The organism is Bellilinea sp. (assembly GCF_053501535.1).
Genome location: NZ_JBRCOK010000109.1, coordinates 23,734 through 42,417, shown reverse-complemented (window position 1 = coordinate 42,417; position 18,684 = coordinate 23,734). Strand labels below are relative to the sequence as shown.

The following is an 18,684-nucleotide window of genomic DNA, read 5'->3' as shown; positions in this document are numbered from 1 at the left end:
CTAGTAGTTGGTGGTCTGGTCAATGAGCCCCCTTTCGCGGGCTTGATGGTCACAATAACGGAAGATGAAAATGCTGGCAACCCCAAAAACGAGTGAGGAAATCAACAAAATGATCAACAGGTCGGCGTTACTCAGAGAAGTAAAGGTGGGAAAGGCTTCCGCAACGGCGCCAACCAATGAGCGGCGGATCAGTTCCAGCCAGTAGGTAATTGGTAACAGATAGCCAACCGGACGCAGCCAGGCCGGCAGCACTTCCAGCGGGAAAATTGCTCCGGTAAACAAGAACAACCCACCTGCGACGACATCGCCAATGTAATAGGAATGGCGGGCGGTCATCAGAGTAATACCTGCCAGAATCAACCCGCCCAATGCCAGCATGAGAATGCCCAAAAACAGCGCTATCAGAAAGAGCGGCCAATCCACACGCGACCAGTCCAGCGGAACATTCAGGAAAAGTACCCCGGCGGCGATGGTGATGACCACACTAAATGTGCCGACGATGAATTTGGCAACCGCTCTTCCAAACAAGTAAAAGGGGATATTCACCGGGGCAGTGTAAATATACTTCAAGGTGCGGTAATGTTCGCGGTCGTCAATAATCGTCCAGGAAACGCCGGTCAGCACAGCCGGCACATACTGGTAAAAGGCGTTGCCAAGGTACAGGTATGCGAAAACCGGGGAGGCGAAGTTTCCCTGAGTGACGATGGAATACATCAAGACCAGAATCGCGGCCCCGGCAACGGGTTTAATGATGGAATAGGTGGCAAATAAAAATGGATCGGTCCAGTTGGATTCAATCTGCCAGCCAAGCCATGAAGCAGTCAGAAAAGAGCGCAGGTTAACGGATTTTCGCATGGGGGGAACCCTTTCATCGGCGGTTTTCGGTCAGGCGGCCTTCGCGTACGGCTAATCGCTCAATGTAAGCCAGCAGAAAACGGGCAGCCGTCACAAAAACCACCGAAAGGAGGATTAATACAATGATCTCGGTTTCCACGCTCAAAAAACCCAAAGAGGGGCCACTGGCAAAAACCAGTTGCCGCATGGCGTCCAGCCCCAGCGTGAGGGGGATGACCGAGGCTGCGGCGGCAGCCCAAAATCCCAAATTCTTGACCGGAAAATACATGCCGGAAACCAGATAGACCGGTTCCATTGCCAGATTGGCGAGGTGCCACGCCTCGCGGCTGAGCAGCAGAAAGATGGAAGCGGTCATCATTCCCAACCCATACAGGGCAATCATACTCAGCGAAAAGACGGCAATCAACTGCCAGAAAGAGGAAACGGCGTAGGTAACATTGAAGATCAGGCTGCCTACGGCAATGATGGCAGTTGCCCGCAATAGTGTGGCAAACAAGCCACCTACAGCCATGCCAAGCAAAATTGCCATCATCGGTGCCGGAGAAATGATGTAGAGTGCCAGATTGCCCTGTTCTTTTTCCCAGTACAGCTGACTTGACATACTCCACAAAACGTTCATCCAGAAGGCGGTCATTGCACCGCCGACGACCACAAAACCGACATAATCTTCCGGAGCACCGATGGCGCGGTAGACGAATACATAAGCCGCTACGCTGAGTAGGGGGAGGAAGACATCGAAAAACATCCAGGAACGCTCGCGCTGCATGCCGACTACTCGTGGGTATGAGCGTCCAATCACGGTCATCATGAAAAGCTGCCAGCCACTGCGTTTATGTTCAATCGGCGGGAACAGCGACATTTTCCACCTCCTCCATGCGCTGACCGACCAGCTGGACGAAGACATCCTCCAGGGTGGGCTCGCGTTTTTCCAGGCGCGAAATGCGGGCATTTTGGGCTGTCAATTCTCCGATGACTTCAGACAGGACGGATTCCTCTTCCAGCGTGATCTCCAGCCGCAAAGAGTCCTCCTCCGGGAATTGATGAAAATGCTTAATCCCGGCGATTTGCAGGAAGGGATATTCATCGAGTAAGCGCGAGGCAGCCACCCACATCTGAAAGAAAACCTCATGGCGCAGGTTTTGTTTCAATCTTGCAGGAGTATCACAGGCCAGTACCCGCCCTTGATTGATGATGGCAACCCGGTCGCAGAGTTCTTCAGCTTCCACCATGTAGTGGGTGGTCAGCAGCAAGGTGCGATGCGGATTCTCGTCCATCCAGCGGCGGATGAAGGAGCGCACATCTCGCGAAGCACCGACATCCAGCCCAAGAGTGGGTTCATCTAGAAAGAGTACTTGCGGGTCGGTCAGGAATCCGCGGATGATATTCATCTTCTGGCGTAAGCCGGTGGAAAGATCCGAGGATTTGGTATTCAAGCGATCGGCAATGCCCACAATTTCCGCCAGCATCTTAATGCGCCGGTTGGCTTCCTGGCTGGGAATACCGTAAAATTGGGCAAACATCCACAGGTTCTCGCGCACGGTCAGCAGACCATAACCGGAAGTTTCTCCACCCGAAACCATGTTGATGCGTTTGCGTACCTCGGCGGGGTGTCTGGTCACATCAAAACCGGCTACCCATGCCTTTCCGCTGGTGGGCGAGAGCAGGGTGGTCAGAATTTTGATTAAGGTGGTTTTACCGGCGCCGTTCGGGCCAAGCAGCCCAAACAATTCACCTTCATGGATTTCCAGATTGACATCGGTGAGGGCGACCAGTTCGCGCTGTTTTTCTTTTCGGTTGTTACGGATTTTATAGATGCGTCCCAGATTTTCAGTTTTGACGGCGGGGGTTAGGCTCATGGGATTTTCTCCAAATCAGACCTGTTTCGTTAAGTGCTTGTAAGGCTAGCGTAGGTCAAGCGTAGGGTTTGCGTCAAGCAGTGGAACAAAGTTTCCTGTATTATTGTAATCGAAAAGGGCGACTTCTCTTCTTCTCCTCCTTAAAAAGCGTGCCGGGGTCGGCGTCCCCGGCACGCTGTGATTCTAACATAACCGAGCAGGGGACGTTCCCGGAATATAGAATATAAATTCTATTTTGTCAAGCATTTGATCAGTCTTTTCAGACGTTCAAGAAAAGCTCTGGAAGACCAACAGATACAGAATCGAAATTACCACCAATGAAAGCAGCATTACCGGAAGGCCGCGTTTGCTCCAGGTTTGACTGGTGATCGGCAGACGGGTTCTTTCGGAAAGACCGACGACCACCACATTGGCAGTTGAACCGATGATAGTGCCGTTGCCTCCCAGGCCGGCACCGAATACCAGTGCCCACCATAAAAAGGATGGGTTTGAACCGGGTAAAATCAGATGCTGAATGATCGGGATGAGCGTGATGGTGATGGGGATGTTGTCTACAATGGCGGAGAGGAGCGCTACTGACCATAAGAGGATCAGCCCCGCCAGAGCGGGTGAGAGCGAAACCAGTTGAACAATGAGGTTGGTGAAAATATCCAGTACTCCGGCCTGCTGAATGCCGCCAATCATGACGAACAAACCGGCAAAGAATAAGAGAATCTCCCATTGAATTCGCTTCAATAGATCGCTGATATTTGGGCGAATCCACATTAAGGCAAGCGATGCTGCTGCAAGGGCAACCAACGCTGGCCGAATTTTCAGCAGTTCTTCGAGGAAAAAGAAAACAATCGCCAGCACAATGACCGCAATCACTTTACGGGAAGTCGGCTGGTCGGTATAGGCTTCCTGAGGATTGAGGGATTGAATCGCCTCGGCGTTGGGAGAAGGCTGGCGCAGATCCCCCCGAAACATCCAGCTCAACATTGCAAATGCAGATAACCAGACGAAAATAATCAACGGCAAACTGTGGATGATGAAGTCCACGAAGGTAAAACCGGCTGCGGAGGCGATCAGTACATTAGGCGGATCGCCCACCAGTGTGGAAATGCCGCCGATGTTGGAAAGGATGGCTTCCGAAATGAGAAAGGGTTGAGGTGAAAAACCGAGAATTTCACAAATTAAAATCGTGACCGGTGCAATCAACACAACGGTCGTGACGTTGTCGAGGAACATTGAAACCAGCGATGTAACCAGTGACAGCAAGAAGAGGAGCGAGGCTGCTCTTCCTTTGGATTTTTTGCCAACCCAGACTGCAAGGAATTCAAAAAAGCCGGTTGGTTCCAGCATGGCAACCAGCAGCATCATGCCAAAAAGCAGCCCCAGGGTGTTGAAATCAACTGAAGCGACAGCCTGTTCTTCGTTGTAAAAACCGAACATTAAACCAAAAGCCACCATCAATACGGCTCCAAAGACTGCGACAATTGTTCGGTGAACTTTCTCGCTAAAGATCAGAGCCAGACAAATTGCAAACAGCAAAGCGGATACCGCGGACGATAGGGTTAGGGTCATTGGCAGCAACCTCAAGAAATCCAGAAAGAAAGCAGGGCAACTCCAACATCAACATGAGATGCAATTCCGACCAGACGACCTTCATTATCTACAACAGGAAGATCACGCAAGGCGTGTTTGTGCAGCAACGCAGCCGTGCGAAACAAACCGGCATCTTCGTGGACTGATACGGCTTCAATCATCAATTCTTTGATGTCCTTTTCAAAAATTGCCGGGTCGGGACGCTGGTTTTCGACAGCGCCAAAACCGTGCAAAAAGTCAAAATCGGTGACCAGATGAATGAAATCCGGCATGCCCAGGTCAATGACATCCTGCAGGCGTAAGATTCCGACCAGATGATTACTCTCATCTACCACCGGCAGGGTGCCAATGTGGTGATCCAGAAAAAGTTGAATTGCCTGACGAATGCTGGAATTGACCGGGATAGAGATAACTTCTTTTTTCATCCAGCGGGATATATGAAGCATGTTGCCTCGCTTTCTGGCTGGTGGTGCCAAGCTCAGGAAAGGGGAGAGGGCAATCCCATTGGGGAGATTGCCCATTCCTTTCGAGAATAGTGTATCACTTTTGAGGTGCGAGGGTTAACTGGCTGCCAGCAGCAATCCGAACAAGTATCCTGCGGTCATACTCATGATTGCTACCAGCGAAACATAGACGGCGGTCTTTTTCTTCCCCATCACACCACTTAAGACCAGAATGGACTGCAAAGAAAGTTCCGGATCGGACAGCAGATACGCCAGCAGCGGGCCGCGAGCCATTCCTAAATCAAGGAACATTCTGGCAACCGGTACCTCCACCAGCGTGGGGAAGTACATGAACACACCGAATAAGACGCCTACGAAATTGGCCATCAAGGTGTTTTGACCGGCAATTGCCTGTACCCATGCCGCCGGGATGATTTCTTTGGCAATACCCGCCAGAAAGACACCCACAATCAGCAGGGGAAAAATCTGCTTGACAAACTTCCAGGTTTCCCAAATCCAGCCGCTCAATTCATCTTTTGTGAATGAACGGCTGACCACCGCACCCAGGGCGGTCAACACCAGCGCTTCGCCGATCAAACGGCCGTTGATTCCTATGATGATTGAGCCAACTTCCTCTTTAGGGGCTGCTACCAGAATTGTCACTGCGATCAAGCCAATGGCTGTATAAGTCCAGCGGTTGAAGCCGGAGAAGATATTTTCGAATCCCTTCCAGGCTGTAATGCCAATGAAAACCAGCAGGAGGATTAATACGAATCCCTGGAGGCTCAGATTGACGGCGTTGAGGGCATCGCGTGTTCCTTGCGTGACGTTAAAAGGAAGCTTAACCTGAGCGTAAACATTGGTCAGCAGGTCAACTTGCAGAGTGCCGATAATGAGCACGGCAACCAGCAGCAAAAAGACCACCCAGACCGCAGGTTTGACATCAGCCTTTTGATCGAACATTCCCGCTTCTTCCATTTGCAGCGAGCGGGCGCTTTCCTCTTTCCGGAAGACCCACGCCATAATCAGACCGATGACGATGCCAAAAGTAATCGAAAGGATCAGGCGTGATAAGGCAATATCAAATCCGATGGCTGCGCCGGTGTAGGTAATGGCGAGGATGTTTATTGCGGGACCAACGAAAAGAAAAGTAATCGCCGGCCCTAAACCTGCGCCCCGACGCCAGATGCCAGCAAAAAGCGGCAGGATGGTGCAGGAGCAAACCGCCAGAATAAAGCCGCCAATCGCAGAGGCCGGGTAACTGATCCATCTGGAGGCTTTGGGGCCAAGGTAACGTGTGATGGTTTCCTTGGGAATCATTGAACTCATGTAACCGGCAATGACAAATGCCGGAACAAGGCACAACAGCACATGCGCTGCCAGATAATCCAGTAAGCTGGTCCACCCGGACCAGAACAATGAAAGAAGAATGCTCCCAATTGGTTCCATGTTGATTTTGCTGCGTCCCTTCTCTAATAATATTCAATCTATCGAATGTCTTTGAGTCGTGCAAAGGTAGAGGTTAAATTCTGCCTGAAAATCCACCTTAATCGAGTTGATTCCCCGTTATCTTAAGGGCAGCGTTTTGGATAACACCCGAAGAAGAAGTGTCCTTTCGCTTACATTTTGGGCATTCGCAATCCTCGGCCTGCAAAAGAGGTATTTCTTGACTCTCCCGCGGGAGGCACTGGCGCGATAAATCCAGAATTTGCAAGATTTGCGGATGGACGATGCGGTAAAAAATGTTCCAACCTTCGCGGCGGTCTGCTAAAATGCCGGCTTCCCTTAAGACGGCGAGTTGCTGAGAGAGGTAGGCCTGCCGGTAACCCAAAATGGCTTCCAGATGACAGACACATTCTTCTCCATTGCGCAAAATTTCCAGGATGGCAATTCGCGCAGGGTGAGATAAAGCCTTAAAAATTTGGGCAGTTGATTCGAACTGGTTGATTGCAGCGGGTGTCATGCTATTACATTCAACTCCTTGAATGTAATTGTAAGCCAAGCAACCACTTTGTCAAGCGGACAAATGTCACAAAAATCGCTTGATGGATAGTCGTTTTATCAATCTACCGTCAGGGTTTTGCTCAGGTTGCGTGGAAAGTCGGGGTCATAGCCGCGTGCAACGGACATGTGATAGGCCAGCAATTGCAAGGGCAAGACGCTGAGCAGGGATGATATTTCTGGGCTGGCTGCTGGCAGTGTGATGACATCGCTGGCGTTTGCGCACAGGCGGGGATCTTCCTGCCCAACGGCAATAGCCCGCCCTCCGCGGCAGGTAACCTCGTTGATGCCGCTGACAATCAGCGGCACGTCATCCGGCCCGGCAACGAACAGCACCGGATAGCCTTCACTGACCGCAGAAAGCGGACCGTGCTTAAATTCGGTGGAAAGCATTCCTTCGCAGTGAGCGTAGGTAATTTCCTTCAACTTGAGTGCGCCTTCCAGCGCCATGGGGTAGGTTGCCCCGTACCCCAGACAGTAAAGATCGTTCCATCGGTTGATTTCGGTGGTAATAGCTTGAATTTGGGGTTCACATACTGCCAGTGTTTCTTCCATCAAGGCAGGGATTTGCTCGAGCAGGCCGGTATCCTTTCCACCCAATCGGCAGGCAAGGTATAGAAAAGTAACCACCTGATTGGTGAAGGTTTTGGTAGCCGGAACACTGATTTCATAACCGCAGCACAGCGGCAGCCAGCTGGCAGTGGCTTTGGTAAGGGTTGAGCCAATCACGTTTGCCAAACCCAAACAGGTCATTCCACGAGAATCAGCGGCTTGCAGGGCATTCAGTACATCCTTGGTTTCTCCGGATTGACTGACAAAAATGCCGACATCCTGCTGGTTAACGGCTGGCAGGTACTGAGGGATGAATTGAGGCGCCAGTACCGGAATTACCGCCCTGCCGGCCAGTTGGGCAAAGTACACCGAACCTGCCAGACAGGCGTGGTAACTGGTGCCGCAACCGATGAAATATACCTGCCGGGCGTTGCGTATGGCATCCAATACGCTCTCCACTTCAGCACTGCCGGTCAGCATGTGCAATACTTCGCGGGCAACCTGTGGTTGTTCGTGAATTTCTTTGAGCATGAAATGGGGATAGCCGCCTTTTTGGACGTCTTCCATGGTTTCGGTTACCAGTTCTGGTTCACGTTCGATCGGGCTGCCATCGCTGACCGAGCGCAGTTCAACCCGGTCGGCCCAAAGGGTGATGATCTCGCCATCCTGAATCCGCAGGATTTTACGGGTGAGCGGCAGGATGGAAGGCAGATCGGAAGAAACGCAAGTAAACCCTTCCCCAATTCCAACCACCAAACCGGAGCCCTTTTTAATGGCGTAGAGTTTGTCATCGTTGATTTGTCCAACCACGTAGGCATAATCACCTTGCAAATCCTGATAGGCGCGGCGGATGGCTTCGATGAAATCAAATCCACGGTCAATGTAGCGTTCTACTGCATGAACACAGGACTCCCCATCATTGTGAGAGCGAACCGTCATTCCCTCTGCCATGAATTGCTGACGCAATTCCACATTATTGACCACATTACCATTGTGAGCGCCGACCAGATCTCCATCCGAATCGAGATGCGGCTGGGCATTGACCTGCGAAGGCGCGCCAAAGGTAGCCCAACGCAGTTGGGTAATGCCGCGGCTGCCGGTCATTTCAGCAAAATTGTAGCGTTCGGCAACTTCATCCACTTTGCCAACGTCTTTGCGCAGGTCAATGCGGCTGCCGGAAATGGTTGCCGCACCCACCGAATCGTAACCGCGGTAGGTCAGACGGCGGGCGGCTTCAATCAAAACAGGGCCGAGGTTTTGCTCTTTTTCGGTGACAATGCCAAAAATACCGCACATAACAATCCTTTTGGTTGAAAGATGGTTTTGAGATTACACCCCGCCAAGTTTATCATAAACCTGCCAAAGCGCAGTGAAGATGATCTTTCTTTCAAAGAGGAATTTCATGTTAAACTAAATTCAACTTCCATATTCCATCCCATTTTCAGGAGCGTCCTCATGCTGTTGTGTGTGGATATCGGCAATACCAACATCAAGATGGGTCTGTTCAACGGCGATCAGATGTGCTGCCATTGGCGGGTTGCTACGGACCGCAATCGGCTGGCCGATGAATATGCCGTTTTGCTGCTCAATTTGCTGGCAACTTCCGGTGTGAGCGTCACGGATGTAAAGGGATGTGCGGTCTCTTCGGTTGTACCTGCCCTGACGCAGGTCTTTGAGGAGATTGCTCATCGCTATTTGAAACAGGAAGCGTTGATGATTGGAGATGGGGTTGATCTCGGGATGCGCATCAATACCGATTATCCCTCGGAGGTCGGCACTGACCTAATTGTCAATGCGCTGGCTGCCCGCCATTTATATGGCACGCCGGTGATTGTCGTAGGGTTTGGTACCGCAACGACCTTTTCGGCTGTTTCGGCGGAGGGTGATTTTGAGGGGGTTTCCATTGCACCGGGCATTCTTACCAGCAGCGATTCCCTGTTCCGCGCAACGGCAACCCTGCCGCAGGTGGCGCTGGCCCACCCGCCGGCAGCCATTGGCAAAAACACGCTGCAATCCATGCGTTCTGGAATTGTGTTCGGTTTTGCGGAACTGGTGGACGGCATGGTTAAACGCATCCGCCGGGAGCTGGGCGGTGTTGCACGCGTGGTGGCAACTGGCGGTTTGGCGGAACTGATTGCGCCGGAAAGTCAGTCCATTGAGGTGGTTGAACCGAATCTAGCCTTGATCGGCCTGCGCCTGCTCTACGAGCGCAACTGCCCGCTCTGAAGCAACCAGGTTGCGGCGCAGAATATCCGTAATGGTCAAATTGTGGCGGGCTGTCAATTGTTCGTTAATCATCTCAATCTGTTTGCGGGGCGAGTAGAAAACCTCACTCCATCCGTAGCCGGCGCAGGCCGTATCGGCAATCCAGTTACCGGCATCATCTTGCCCCCACCACTCACGGTAAGCCTGTTCCAGCTCGGGGCGAATGTGCAATTCGGGAATGTTGAAGTGAGCAGAGTAATAGTAGTCGGGAGGCAGAGCATTGAGTAAGGTTTCAAAGCTGTGCACCCGAATGTGGATATTTTCGCTGCCGTCGCATTCGGTGATGCGGCAAAGCCCGCGCAGGGTGGCAAATGGCGCAATCACTTCAACCCATTGAATGCGCGGAAAACGTTCCTTGATTTTGTTGATCACCTCGCGCATCACCAGGCCGCTGGCAATGCTGTCGGCAATGAAGGCTACCGTGATGTTTTCGTGCTGGATTTTGTTCAGGTCTTTATCCTTGAATAAAGTCATCTCGACTTTACGGCTGAAAACCGGCACATTGCTGTCAAACACGTGGTGGGCATCCAGAATTACCTCATCGCAAAGATAGCCGGAGTTGGCGTAAATGGCTTCGGTGACCTGATACTTCAGTCCCTCGCGAGCAATGGGAAAGACGGCAATCTGGGTTTGCTGCTGGCTGGTAAACAGGTTTTGAAAGATGGGAGAAGCCAGCATGGTTTGAATAGCCTGACTGATGAGAAATGAGCGCTGCGACCCCATGATCAACTGACCGGGCAGGGTCAGGGTTTGGATAGGTTGGATTTCTTCGGGTTTGAGGCCGGTCAAGGCCAGTAAATGAGGATTGGGTTTGGTGGTGTGGGTGTAGATGAATTGTGCTGTGGCCGGGTTGTGATAGAGTACCATGTCAATGGATGTTTGATGATCCAGAATCATCCGACCGGGACGGTAAAAGCCGCTTCCCTGATTACCGATGGGGTAGGGAAGCGGCTCGTTCAGCAGTAATTGCCCTCTGGAGCGACCGGGATCATCCTCCGAAAAGTCAAATGGCAAGATAAAATCGCTCATAAAACACCTCCAAAAATCCGTGCCTGACAGCCCGGCTGGATCAATTTATAAAAAAGCAGGTCTGGGGCATTCGCTTTTTGGCGATTCCACAACCTGCCCGAATAATTTTATCTTACTTCTATAAAAAAGTTAAGCCAGATGCAGCGGTCAAAAATTCTTAAGAAAAAACCCCCTCAAAAGAGAGGGGGCTATGATAGGGAACTTCTCAATGTTTCACGAGTCGAATTGACCAACTTCTTCACCATTGACCAGTATCGTATAGCTGCCGCTGGGGAATGAACCCAAAGAGTAGGTTGCTTCAAAGGGCTGCAGCATTTGAATGCAGACTTGCTCCGGGTCAACTACTGAATACACTTCAACAAGTATTCGATTGGCTTCATCCGGTTGGTTGACTGCGATGCGCAATTGGTGGCAGGGCGTGGGGAGATTGCCGGTCAACACCAGATTGATTTGGACAGGGTAGCTTTCCAAAATCAACACATCGGTTGAGTCAAGAAACGCTTCGCCGCGTTGTAAGGCTGCATCGCTTTCCAGCGGTTGATAGGGGTTAACCTGGGCGGGGGTTTCGCCTGCGCCTTCGGTTGGGCTGACTACGGGTGAATTTGGATCTGCTTCAACAGGTGTAGCGCATGCACTTAGCATGAACATCATCCCAACACTCAGTAAAAGTAATCTAAACATTTTGTCCTCCATTTCATTGTTCTGTGATGGTATTATGACGCTGAAATTCATTCAAAAGTTCCCCTCCAGAAATTTTTTATGATATACTGGACAAAATTAGTATAAATACAAACCAGCGATGATCCTGAAATCCACTATTGAGTTTACCGTTGATATGCCGGTCTATCCTGAGCGTTTCTACCGCGCCTGGCTGGATTCTTTTGAACATGCCCAATTTACCGGTCAACCGGCTAAAATCCAAGCCCAGACGGGGGGAGTTTTTTCTACTCTCAATGGCAAAGTAGAAAGCCGTATTAGGCTGCTGGTTGCCCATTCCTTAATCGAGCAGAGCTGGAAAGTGGAAGGTTTGCCGCTGGATGAAGATTCCCGCATTTCATTAACGATTCAGCCCACCTGTATGGGTTGTGAAGTGCGGCTTCGCCATAGCGGCGTGCCAGTGACGCTGAATAAAGTCCTCTTATCCTGGTGGGAGGAACAGTACTTTCGGCCAATGAGAACCTATTTTGAGGCAATCGTGGGGGATTATGTGGCAGATATGGGGGATGGGTAAACCTTTTCAAGAGGTGAAAAATAGGAATCACGGCTGACCTGTTTCCTATTTTGGGTCACAATTCACTGGCGGCTATTTTACCGGGGGAAATCCGGTGATAATATGGAAATAACTCACATTTCTCAAGTGGAGGTTTTTTTTCATGAAAATTGTCACCGATCGAGGCTGCGATCTTTCACCTCAGCAACTGGAGGGGTTGCCTCCGCTTTACTATGTTCCGATGAAATTAACCCTGGCCGGCAAAACCTACTCCAGCGGGGAAGACCTGACATCCGAAGAATTTTACCGCTTGCTGGAAGAAACCGGAGAGTATCCGACCACCTCTCAACCTGGGGCAGGGGATTTTGTTGAACTTTACCGCCGGCTGGCTCAGGAAGATCCTCAAATTCTTTCCATTCACATTTCTTCGGGTTTGAGCGGTACATTAAACTCAGCTCAGGTGGCAGCCGGAATGGTACCGGAAGCGCAGATCACCCTTTGGGATACCATGACGCTTTCGGCCCCAGAGGCCTGGCAGGTTGAAGCGGCAGCCCGGGCGCTAAAAGCGGGTTGGGAGTTGAAAGAAATTCTTGCCCTTATGGAAAAGGTGCGCAGCCTGACGACCGGCTTTTTTACGCTGGACACGATGAAATACCTGATTCATGGCGGGCGGATCAGTCACCTGAAAGGACTGCTCGCCTCGTTATTGAATATCCGTCCGGTGATTTCGGTTTCAAAGGAGGACGGACGGTATGTGACAGTGGCGCAGGAGCGGACATTCCGCCGTGCCATCCAGCGCATGGCACAGGAAGTGGTCAAGATGTATCCGAATGTTCCAAAACTGCGCCTGCAATTGATTCACGCCCATAACCCGGATGGAATCGAGATGCTGCGCGAAGCCATGGAAAACCTGGTGGCTTGTGATTGGCTGCCGCCGGTTACGGTTGGGCCAATTTTAGGCGCGCATACCGGCACTACTTTGGTGGGAATTAGCGCTGCCCCGGCAGAATTGACGGATCTGCTTCCCTGATACTGCCTTACGACAACCATTCGCAAAAGTCTGTTGTTTGATATCCGGCCTGAAGTGGTCAATTACAGGCCGGTTTTCATTTTCTAATGGATTTATAAAATTTTCGGACAAAAAGCGGTTTCATAAAATACCACTTTGTTGATAAACTTATCAAAATAAAGATCGGAGCCGTGATGAACATTGTTGTGTGTGTGAAAATTGCGCCTGACCCTGAAGATTTGGAAATTGGCAGCGACGGGTCGGTTTCCACCGCCCATGCAGAGTGGAGCATCGGTGGTTTTGATTTACCAGCTCTTGAAGCAGGGGTGCGCCTGGCTGAAATGCACGGCGGCAAGGTGATTGCTCTTTCGGCCGGTCCGTCCCCCATCAACCAATCCAAAATTAAGAAAGACATTCTCTCACGCGGTGCCGATGAACTGGTGCTGGTTGTGGATGAAACATTGCAGGATGCTTCCACCGCCGAAACTGCTCGTGTTCTGGCAGCCGCTATCCGTAAATTGGAAGATGTCCAACTGGCATTCTTCGGTGAGGGGTCGGCCGACCTGTATTTCCAGCAGACCGGTGCGCAGGTTGGAGAACGATTGGGCTGGCTCTGCCTGAATGCTGTGCAGGATGTACGGTTGATCGAGCATGGAATGCTTGAAATCCAGCGAACCCTGGATGTGGAAATGCAGGTGCTGGATGTGCCATTGCCGGCGGCTCTATCGGTAACCTCGGATATCTGTGAGCCGCGTCTGGCCTCGATGCGCGCAATCTTGCAAGCATCCAGAAAGCCGGTGATTGAATGGTCATTGGCCGATATAGGCATTGAAAATCTGGCTGCCTCGGTTGAAATTCTGGCCGTTCAAGCGCCTCCGCGCACTGCCAGAAAGGGAGTCGTATTGGGTGGTTCGGTCGAGGAAGCAGTCAGGTCATTGCTGAATAACTTGAAAAAAGAAGGCGTGCTTTAGGAGAGGGCCGATGAGCGATCAAAATCAAATTTTTGTCATCAGTGAAGAGGTGAGCCTGATTGGTGAATTGGTCAGCGCGGCACGCCAGTTGAACAACGATGGCTTTTCGACCATTGCGGCAGTTGTGATCGGTGATCAATCCGATGTCCAGCGGGTTGGTTCGTTTGCGGTTGACCAGATTTACTGGATCGAACAGGTGCCAGAAGGTTACCTTGTTGAAGATGTCTTTCTGACTTTATGGGAATTGGTAAATCAACATAAACCAACTGTTGTTTTGATTGGAGCAACGACCAGCGGGCGGTTAATTTGCGGCAGGCTGGCTGCGCGTTTGGACGTCAGCGCCATAACCGACGTGCGCTCTTTTGAACAGGTGAAGGATGGGTTGGCTGCGCGCCATATGATATTCGCCGGTGGAGCGGAGCGACTCGAACGTCCACGAAGGCTGCCGGTGCTGTTTACCATTGCCAAAGGGCAATTTGAAGCGGACATTGTTCAATCGCACACAGCCCCACAGGTGATTCCTGTGCCATTCCGATTGCCCGAAAAACGGGCAATTCTGCGCGAACGCAAAGACCTGCCGCCTATTTCCGTCAACCTGGCTGAAGCCAAACGCGTTATTTGCCTCGGAAGGGGAATTGCTCACCAGGAAGATGTGGCTCAGGTAGAGCAGCTGGCGCAGGTATTGGGTGCAGAAATTGCCTGCACCCGTCCCCTCTCTGAAGGGCTGGGCTGGCTGCCGCGTGAACGCTATATTGGCATTTCCGGGGCTTACATAAAATCTGATTTGTATCTCGGTTTGGGGGTTTCGGGTCAGGTGCAGCATACGATTGGAATTACGAATGCCAGAGTGGTCGTGGCGGTCAACCGAGACCCCGATGCCCCCATCTTCAAACAGGCCGACTATGGCATTGTTGCCGATTTATACGAGGTCGTGCCAGCCCTGATTCAGGGGTTACACGAAGCCTGAGGTCTTGAATGAGCGGTGATAAACTGGATGTGATTGTGGTGGGGGCTGGTGTGGCTGGTTGTACGGCCGCCCTCTTACTGGCCCGTCAGGGATTGGAAGTGGCGCTGATTGAACGGGGTCCTTCTCCGGGCAGCAAGAATTTATCGGGTGGGGTATTGTATGGGCGGGTTCTTCATCAAGTCATTCCCAATTTTTGGGAAGAAGCGCCGGTCGAGCGGTGGATCACCAATAATGTCGTTGCGTTTCTTACGGATGAAGATTCGTTCCTTCTGGATCACAAGACACAGGCATTCAACCAGTCTCCATACAATGCTGTGAGTGTGCTGCGTTCCAAATTTGATCGCTGGCTGGGGGAGCAGGCAGAAGCAGCCGGTGCCATCTTGGTGCCGGGCATCAAGGTGGAGCGCCTTTTGCGGGATGGCGAACGAATTGTGGGAATTGCTGCCGGGGAGGATGAGATGTTCGCCGATCTGGTCATTGCCGCCGATGGGGCGAATTCCTTTCTGGCGCAGGAGGCAGGATTACGCCCACAAATCCCACAAGAGCATGTTGCGGTTGGAATCAAAGCAGTGATTGCCCTGCCGCAGTCGGTGATCGAAAATCGCTTTCGCCTGGATGGCAATGAAGGCAGTGCCTTTAATATCGTCGGTTCTGCCACACAGGGAATTGCTGGCGGCGGTTTTCTTTATACGAACAAAGAAAGCCTTTCGATTGGACTGGTTATTCAACTGGCGCACCTGATTGAGCATCAGAAAAAAGCCAGCGAGATCTTTGACCAATACTTAGGCCACCCCTGGGTTGCCACATTGGTGAAGGACGGTAAAGTGGTGGAGTACGGGGCGCATCTGGTGCCGGAAGCCGGATTGAAGATGATGCCGCGTCTGTTCACGGACGGCATGCTGGTGATTGGCGACGCAGCCGGTTTGACCGTCAATAACGGTTTTTGGGTGCGCGGTATGGATCTGGCGATTGGATCGGCGATGGCAGCCGCCGAAGCGGCGGCTCAAGCGTTTCGCAACAAGGATTTCAGCGCGGCAAGCCTGGCGTTCTATCGCCAAAAACTGGAAGAAAGTTTTGTCATGGCGGATTTAAAAACCTTCTCCCGCGCACCCCATTTTATGCAAAATGATCGTTTATACACAGCCTATCCTCAACTGTTGAGTGAGGTTTTCCGGCAGATTTATCAACAAGACGCCCTTCCGCATCAACCACTGAGACAGATTGCGCGCGAAGCGGTGCGGCGGGGTAACCTTTCTATACTGGACCTGCTGAGAGATATTTGGAACGGAGGTCGGGCTTTATGAAGCGTTTAACGGTTACAGAAAAACTAGCCCAAAATAAATATGAACTGGATGATGGACATCCGCACATTGTTGTCCACAATGAGGTTTGTGAAGCGGAGTGTAAAATTCGAGCGTGTTTGTTCGTCTGCCCGGCAGAAGTCTACAGTGAGCAGAATGGCAAAATTGTAGCGGATTGGGCCGGCTGTCTGGAATGTGGCACATGTACGGTTGCCTGTCCCCCGCAGGCGCTGCATTGGGAATATCCACGTGGCGGTTTTGGCATTATTTATCGCTACGGCTAAGCGTGGAATGAAACCTGGATAGTTAAGCATCTGGGGGATGGTCTTGCTTTTTTTCTGGTAAACTGGTCACGGAAAGCAAACCAGCAGCAATTACCAGATGCAAGGAGGAAGTATGCCCGCCAGAAGAGCCATGCTGTACGTGCCAGCCGATGATGAACGAAAAATTCACAAAGCCGCCAGCCTGGATGTGGATAGTATCTGTCTGGATATCGAAGACGGTGTGGCGGTCAATCGCAAATCGGCTGCCCGGCAGAACATTGCCTCAGCCCTGAAAACGGTCCATTTTGGCCGCTCCGAGCGGCTGGTGCGGATTAATTCTTTAGGGTCGGGATTGGCAGAAGAGGACTTGCACGCTGTGCTGAATGCTCACCCGGATGGGATTGTAATCCCGAAAATTGAAGGGGCTGATGAGGTGAAATGGGTCTGCCAGCGCATTGCCGCCGTTGAGCAGGCCAATGGGTGGGGACACGGATCAATTGCCTTACTGGTTTTGATTGAAACGCCTCAGGCGGTCTTGAATTTGAGAGAAATTTGTACGATAGATGCACGCCTGCAAGGTTTGATCTTTGGGGCAGAGGATTTTGCGGGGAGTATCGGTGCTGTGCGCAGTCTGGCTGCAACCGAATTGTTATATGCGCGCAGTGCGGTGGTTTTGCATGCCGCCGCCTATAATTTGCAGGCGATGGATATGGTCTGGTTAGACCTGCAGGATTTGGAAGGGCTGCGGCAGGAAGCGCTGTCGGGTGCGGCGATGGGATTTACCGGCAAGCAGATCATTCACCCAAATCAGGTTCAGGTGGTTCAGGAGGCGTTTACTCCTTCGGCAGAGGCCATAGAGTTTGCAAAGCGGGTTGTCGAAGCAGCTGAAGCCTATCAGCAGGCAGGCAAAGGGGCATTTGCCCTGAACGGAAAAATGGTGGATGCCCCGGTCATCAAGGCTGCTGAGCGCATCCTTGAACGTGCCAGGGCTGCAGGAAAAGCAGTGTAACCCGGTATCGTGTGCGTTTACAGCCTGCGCACAACAATGAGGGCAATATCATCTGAGCGGCGGGCAGCACCGACAAAATGCTGTACTTCGTTCAGAATGGCGCGGTGGACTTCCGCAGCAGAGTGGCTGGCGTAGGCCAGGGCTACATCCAAAAGGCGATCTTCACCGAAAAAGTCGCCTTTTTCATTTTGCGCTTCGGTGATTCCGTCAGTATACAGGATCAGCAAATCACCGGGAGAAATCCGGATTGTTTTTTGGGTCCAGCGTGCCTGTTCGGATACCCCCAGGGCCATGCCGGTAGTTTTCAATTCGCTCAGTGAGATCTTACCTTTGCCGGAAACGCCGATCAGGAAACCGGGTGGATGTCCGGCGTTCGCGTAAGTCAACCTGCCCGTCACGGGTTCTAAAATACCAAAGAAGGCGGTAACAAACATATTCCCGCGGGTATCCGAAAGGATGCGCTCACTGACCGCACTCATCGTAATTGCTGGAAGGGTGGGAAAACGTACCGCGTATGTTCGAAAGAGTGTACTGCTCAAAGCCATGAACAGAGCCGCCCCCATCCCTTTGTCAGAAACATCTGCCACTACAAAGCCTATTTTGTGATTGGAAAGTGGGATGAAGTCGTAAAAGTCGCCGGAAGTTTCTCTGGCTGGCTGTAAGGCAGTTACAATTTCCCAGCCATCGAGATGGGGTGATTCTTCCGGCAGAATATCAGCCTGAATTTTACCGGCCATGGCTAATTCCCGGTTGGTGAATTCTTCGTTGTCGGCTGCAGCGGATCGGGCAGCGGTGAAGGCTTCCTCCAAATCTTTTTCAAAAACAGTGAAGTTGGTGTGGCTGAAAACTGGATGCGGCATTTCTTCTTTTTCGATTGGAGGAGAAGGGTCGCGTTCGACCTGCATCAAAGCCGCTTTGAATTCTTCTTCGTTGACATCCCGCGAAAAGAGATAAAGCGGCACCGAGCCAAATTCTTCAAGGGGCAAGGTTTCTTCGGGACAGTCGAGCAGCAGGACGATCTTCATGGCTGGCCACAGGGAGTGAATTTCGTTGACCAGAAAATGGGCCTGTTCGGCTGAGCTTTTGAAGTCGAGCAGGACAAGGGTAGGCTGAGTTAATTTGCATAATTCGACAATTTCAACCACACTCTGAGCCTCGCCGACCAGCTGGAAATCTTTGATGCTCATGATCAAAGAAGAGAGACCCTTACGGTAAATTGCCTGATCAGAAGCCAGAGCAACACGGGTAGCAGATTTCAGAGGGTTCATTCATTCCTGCCTTCAAAAAAACGCCAACACCGAAGAAACATAATGTCCCAGAGGATGGCTTGTATGCCGTGCTGTACAGGTTCATTATAACGGTCAATTGC

19 protein-coding genes are annotated in these 18,684 nt (G+C 51.5%); 8 read left to right on the top strand and 11 right to left on the bottom strand.

Annotation, left to right across the window (positions count from 1 at the left end; translation table 11 throughout):
- From ACWIZX_RS10760 to glmS, 8 genes are all read right to left on the bottom strand, one after another.
- Window positions 1-855 carry an ABC transporter permease gene (locus ACWIZX_RS10760; protein ID WP_322792062.1) on the bottom strand — a complete coding sequence of 285 codons (855 nt, stop codon included), beginning with the start codon at window positions 853-855 and terminating at the stop codon, window positions 1-3.
- 13 nt (window positions 856-868) lie between these two features.
- Window positions 869-1,714: an ABC transporter permease gene (locus tag ACWIZX_RS10755; RefSeq protein ID WP_448335766.1), complete on the bottom strand. Its 846-nt coding sequence runs from the start codon at window positions 1,712-1,714 to the stop codon at window positions 869-871.
- Window positions 1,692-2,711, bottom strand: a complete 1,020-nt coding sequence (locus ACWIZX_RS10750) for an ABC transporter ATP-binding protein (RefSeq protein WP_448335765.1) — start codon at window positions 2,709-2,711, stop codon at window positions 1,692-1,694. Before ACWIZX_RS10750 ends, ACWIZX_RS10755 begins: the two co-directional genes overlap by 23 nt.
- Window positions 2,712-2,978: 267 nt before the next feature.
- Window positions 2,979-4,274: an ArsB/NhaD family transporter gene (locus ACWIZX_RS10745; RefSeq protein ID WP_448335764.1), complete on the bottom strand. Its 1,296-nt coding sequence runs from the start codon at window positions 4,272-4,274 to the stop codon at window positions 2,979-2,981.
- A gap of 11 nt (window positions 4,275-4,285) precedes the next feature.
- Window positions 4,286-4,741, bottom strand: coding sequence for a CBS domain-containing protein (locus tag ACWIZX_RS10740; protein ID WP_322792066.1), 456 nt, complete (start codon window positions 4,739-4,741; stop codon window positions 4,286-4,288).
- Between the two features lie 114 nt (window positions 4,742-4,855).
- Window positions 4,856-6,187: a permease gene (locus tag ACWIZX_RS10735; RefSeq protein WP_322792067.1), complete on the bottom strand. Its 1,332-nt coding sequence runs from the start codon at window positions 6,185-6,187 to the stop codon at window positions 4,856-4,858.
- 97 nt (window positions 6,188-6,284) lie between these two features.
- Window positions 6,285-6,701: an ArsR/SmtB family transcription factor gene (locus ACWIZX_RS10730; RefSeq protein WP_448335763.1), complete on the bottom strand. Its 417-nt coding sequence runs from the start codon at window positions 6,699-6,701 to the stop codon at window positions 6,285-6,287.
- A gap of 98 nt (window positions 6,702-6,799) precedes the next feature.
- Entirely contained in the window at window positions 6,800-8,587 is a 1,788-nt protein-coding gene (glmS, locus tag ACWIZX_RS10725) for a glutamine--fructose-6-phosphate transaminase (isomerizing) (protein ID WP_448335762.1), read from the bottom strand.
- A gap of 159 nt (window positions 8,588-8,746) precedes the next feature.
- Here glmS and ACWIZX_RS10720 point away from each other — a divergent pair, with 159 nt between their 5' ends.
- Entirely contained in the window at window positions 8,747-9,517 is a 771-nt protein-coding gene (locus tag ACWIZX_RS10720; protein ID WP_322792070.1) for a type III pantothenate kinase, read from the top strand.
- On the opposite strand, the gene ACWIZX_RS10715 is transcribed toward ACWIZX_RS10720, so the two are convergent.
- Window positions 9,467-10,585 carry a hypothetical protein gene (locus ACWIZX_RS10715; RefSeq protein WP_448335761.1) on the bottom strand — a complete coding sequence of 373 codons (1,119 nt, stop codon included), beginning with the start codon at window positions 10,583-10,585 and terminating at the stop codon, window positions 9,467-9,469. The two genes, ACWIZX_RS10720 and ACWIZX_RS10715, sit on opposite strands and share 51 nt — an antisense overlap.
- Window positions 10,586-10,798: 213 nt before the next feature.
- Entirely contained in the window at window positions 10,799-11,266 is a 468-nt protein-coding gene (locus tag ACWIZX_RS10710; RefSeq protein ID WP_448335760.1) for a hypothetical protein, read from the bottom strand.
- A gap of 154 nt (window positions 11,267-11,420) precedes the next feature.
- On the opposite strand from ACWIZX_RS10710, the gene ACWIZX_RS10705 reads away from it, so the two are divergent.
- The 7 genes from ACWIZX_RS10705 to ACWIZX_RS10675 all read left to right on the top strand — a co-directional run bounded on the left by ACWIZX_RS10705 (window position 11,421) and on the right by ACWIZX_RS10675 (window position 17,315).
- Window positions 11,421-11,816, top strand: coding sequence for an SRPBCC domain-containing protein (locus ACWIZX_RS10705; RefSeq protein ID WP_322792073.1), 396 nt, complete (start codon window positions 11,421-11,423; stop codon window positions 11,814-11,816).
- 142 nt (window positions 11,817-11,958) lie between these two features.
- Entirely contained in the window at window positions 11,959-12,825 is an 867-nt protein-coding gene (locus tag ACWIZX_RS10700; RefSeq protein WP_448335759.1) for a DegV family protein, read from the top strand.
- A 173-nt stretch (window positions 12,826-12,998) separates the two neighbouring features.
- Complete coding sequence (locus ACWIZX_RS10695) at window positions 12,999-13,775, top strand: electron transfer flavoprotein (RefSeq protein WP_448335758.1); 777 nt, start codon at window positions 12,999-13,001, stop codon at window positions 13,773-13,775.
- Window positions 13,776-13,785: 10 nt separating this feature from the next.
- Window positions 13,786-14,742 carry an electron transfer flavoprotein subunit alpha/FixB family protein gene (locus tag ACWIZX_RS10690; RefSeq protein WP_448335757.1) on the top strand — a complete coding sequence of 319 codons (957 nt, stop codon included), beginning with the start codon at window positions 13,786-13,788 and terminating at the stop codon, window positions 14,740-14,742.
- Between the two features lie 8 nt (window positions 14,743-14,750).
- The gene (locus ACWIZX_RS10685; protein WP_448335756.1) at window positions 14,751-16,046 is read left to right on the top strand and encodes an FAD-dependent oxidoreductase; all 1,296 of its coding nucleotides are present in this window, start codon (window positions 14,751-14,753) and stop codon (window positions 16,044-16,046) included.
- Window positions 16,043-16,327 (top strand): ferredoxin family protein, encoded by a 285-nt coding sequence (locus ACWIZX_RS10680; RefSeq protein ID WP_448335755.1) that lies wholly within the window; start codon window positions 16,043-16,045, stop codon window positions 16,325-16,327. Before ACWIZX_RS10685 ends, ACWIZX_RS10680 begins: the two co-directional genes overlap by 4 nt.
- A 112-nt stretch (window positions 16,328-16,439) precedes the next feature.
- Window positions 16,440-17,315, top strand: a complete 876-nt coding sequence (locus ACWIZX_RS10675) for an HpcH/HpaI aldolase/citrate lyase family protein (RefSeq protein WP_448335754.1) — start codon at window positions 16,440-16,442, stop codon at window positions 17,313-17,315.
- A gap of 17 nt (window positions 17,316-17,332) precedes the next feature.
- Here ACWIZX_RS10675 and ACWIZX_RS10670 read toward each other — a convergent pair whose 3' ends face one another.
- The gene (locus ACWIZX_RS10670; protein ID WP_322792080.1) at window positions 17,333-18,583 is read right to left on the bottom strand and encodes a SpoIIE family protein phosphatase; all 1,251 of its coding nucleotides are present in this window, start codon (window positions 18,581-18,583) and stop codon (window positions 17,333-17,335) included.
- Window positions 18,584-18,684: the final 101 nt, after the last annotated feature.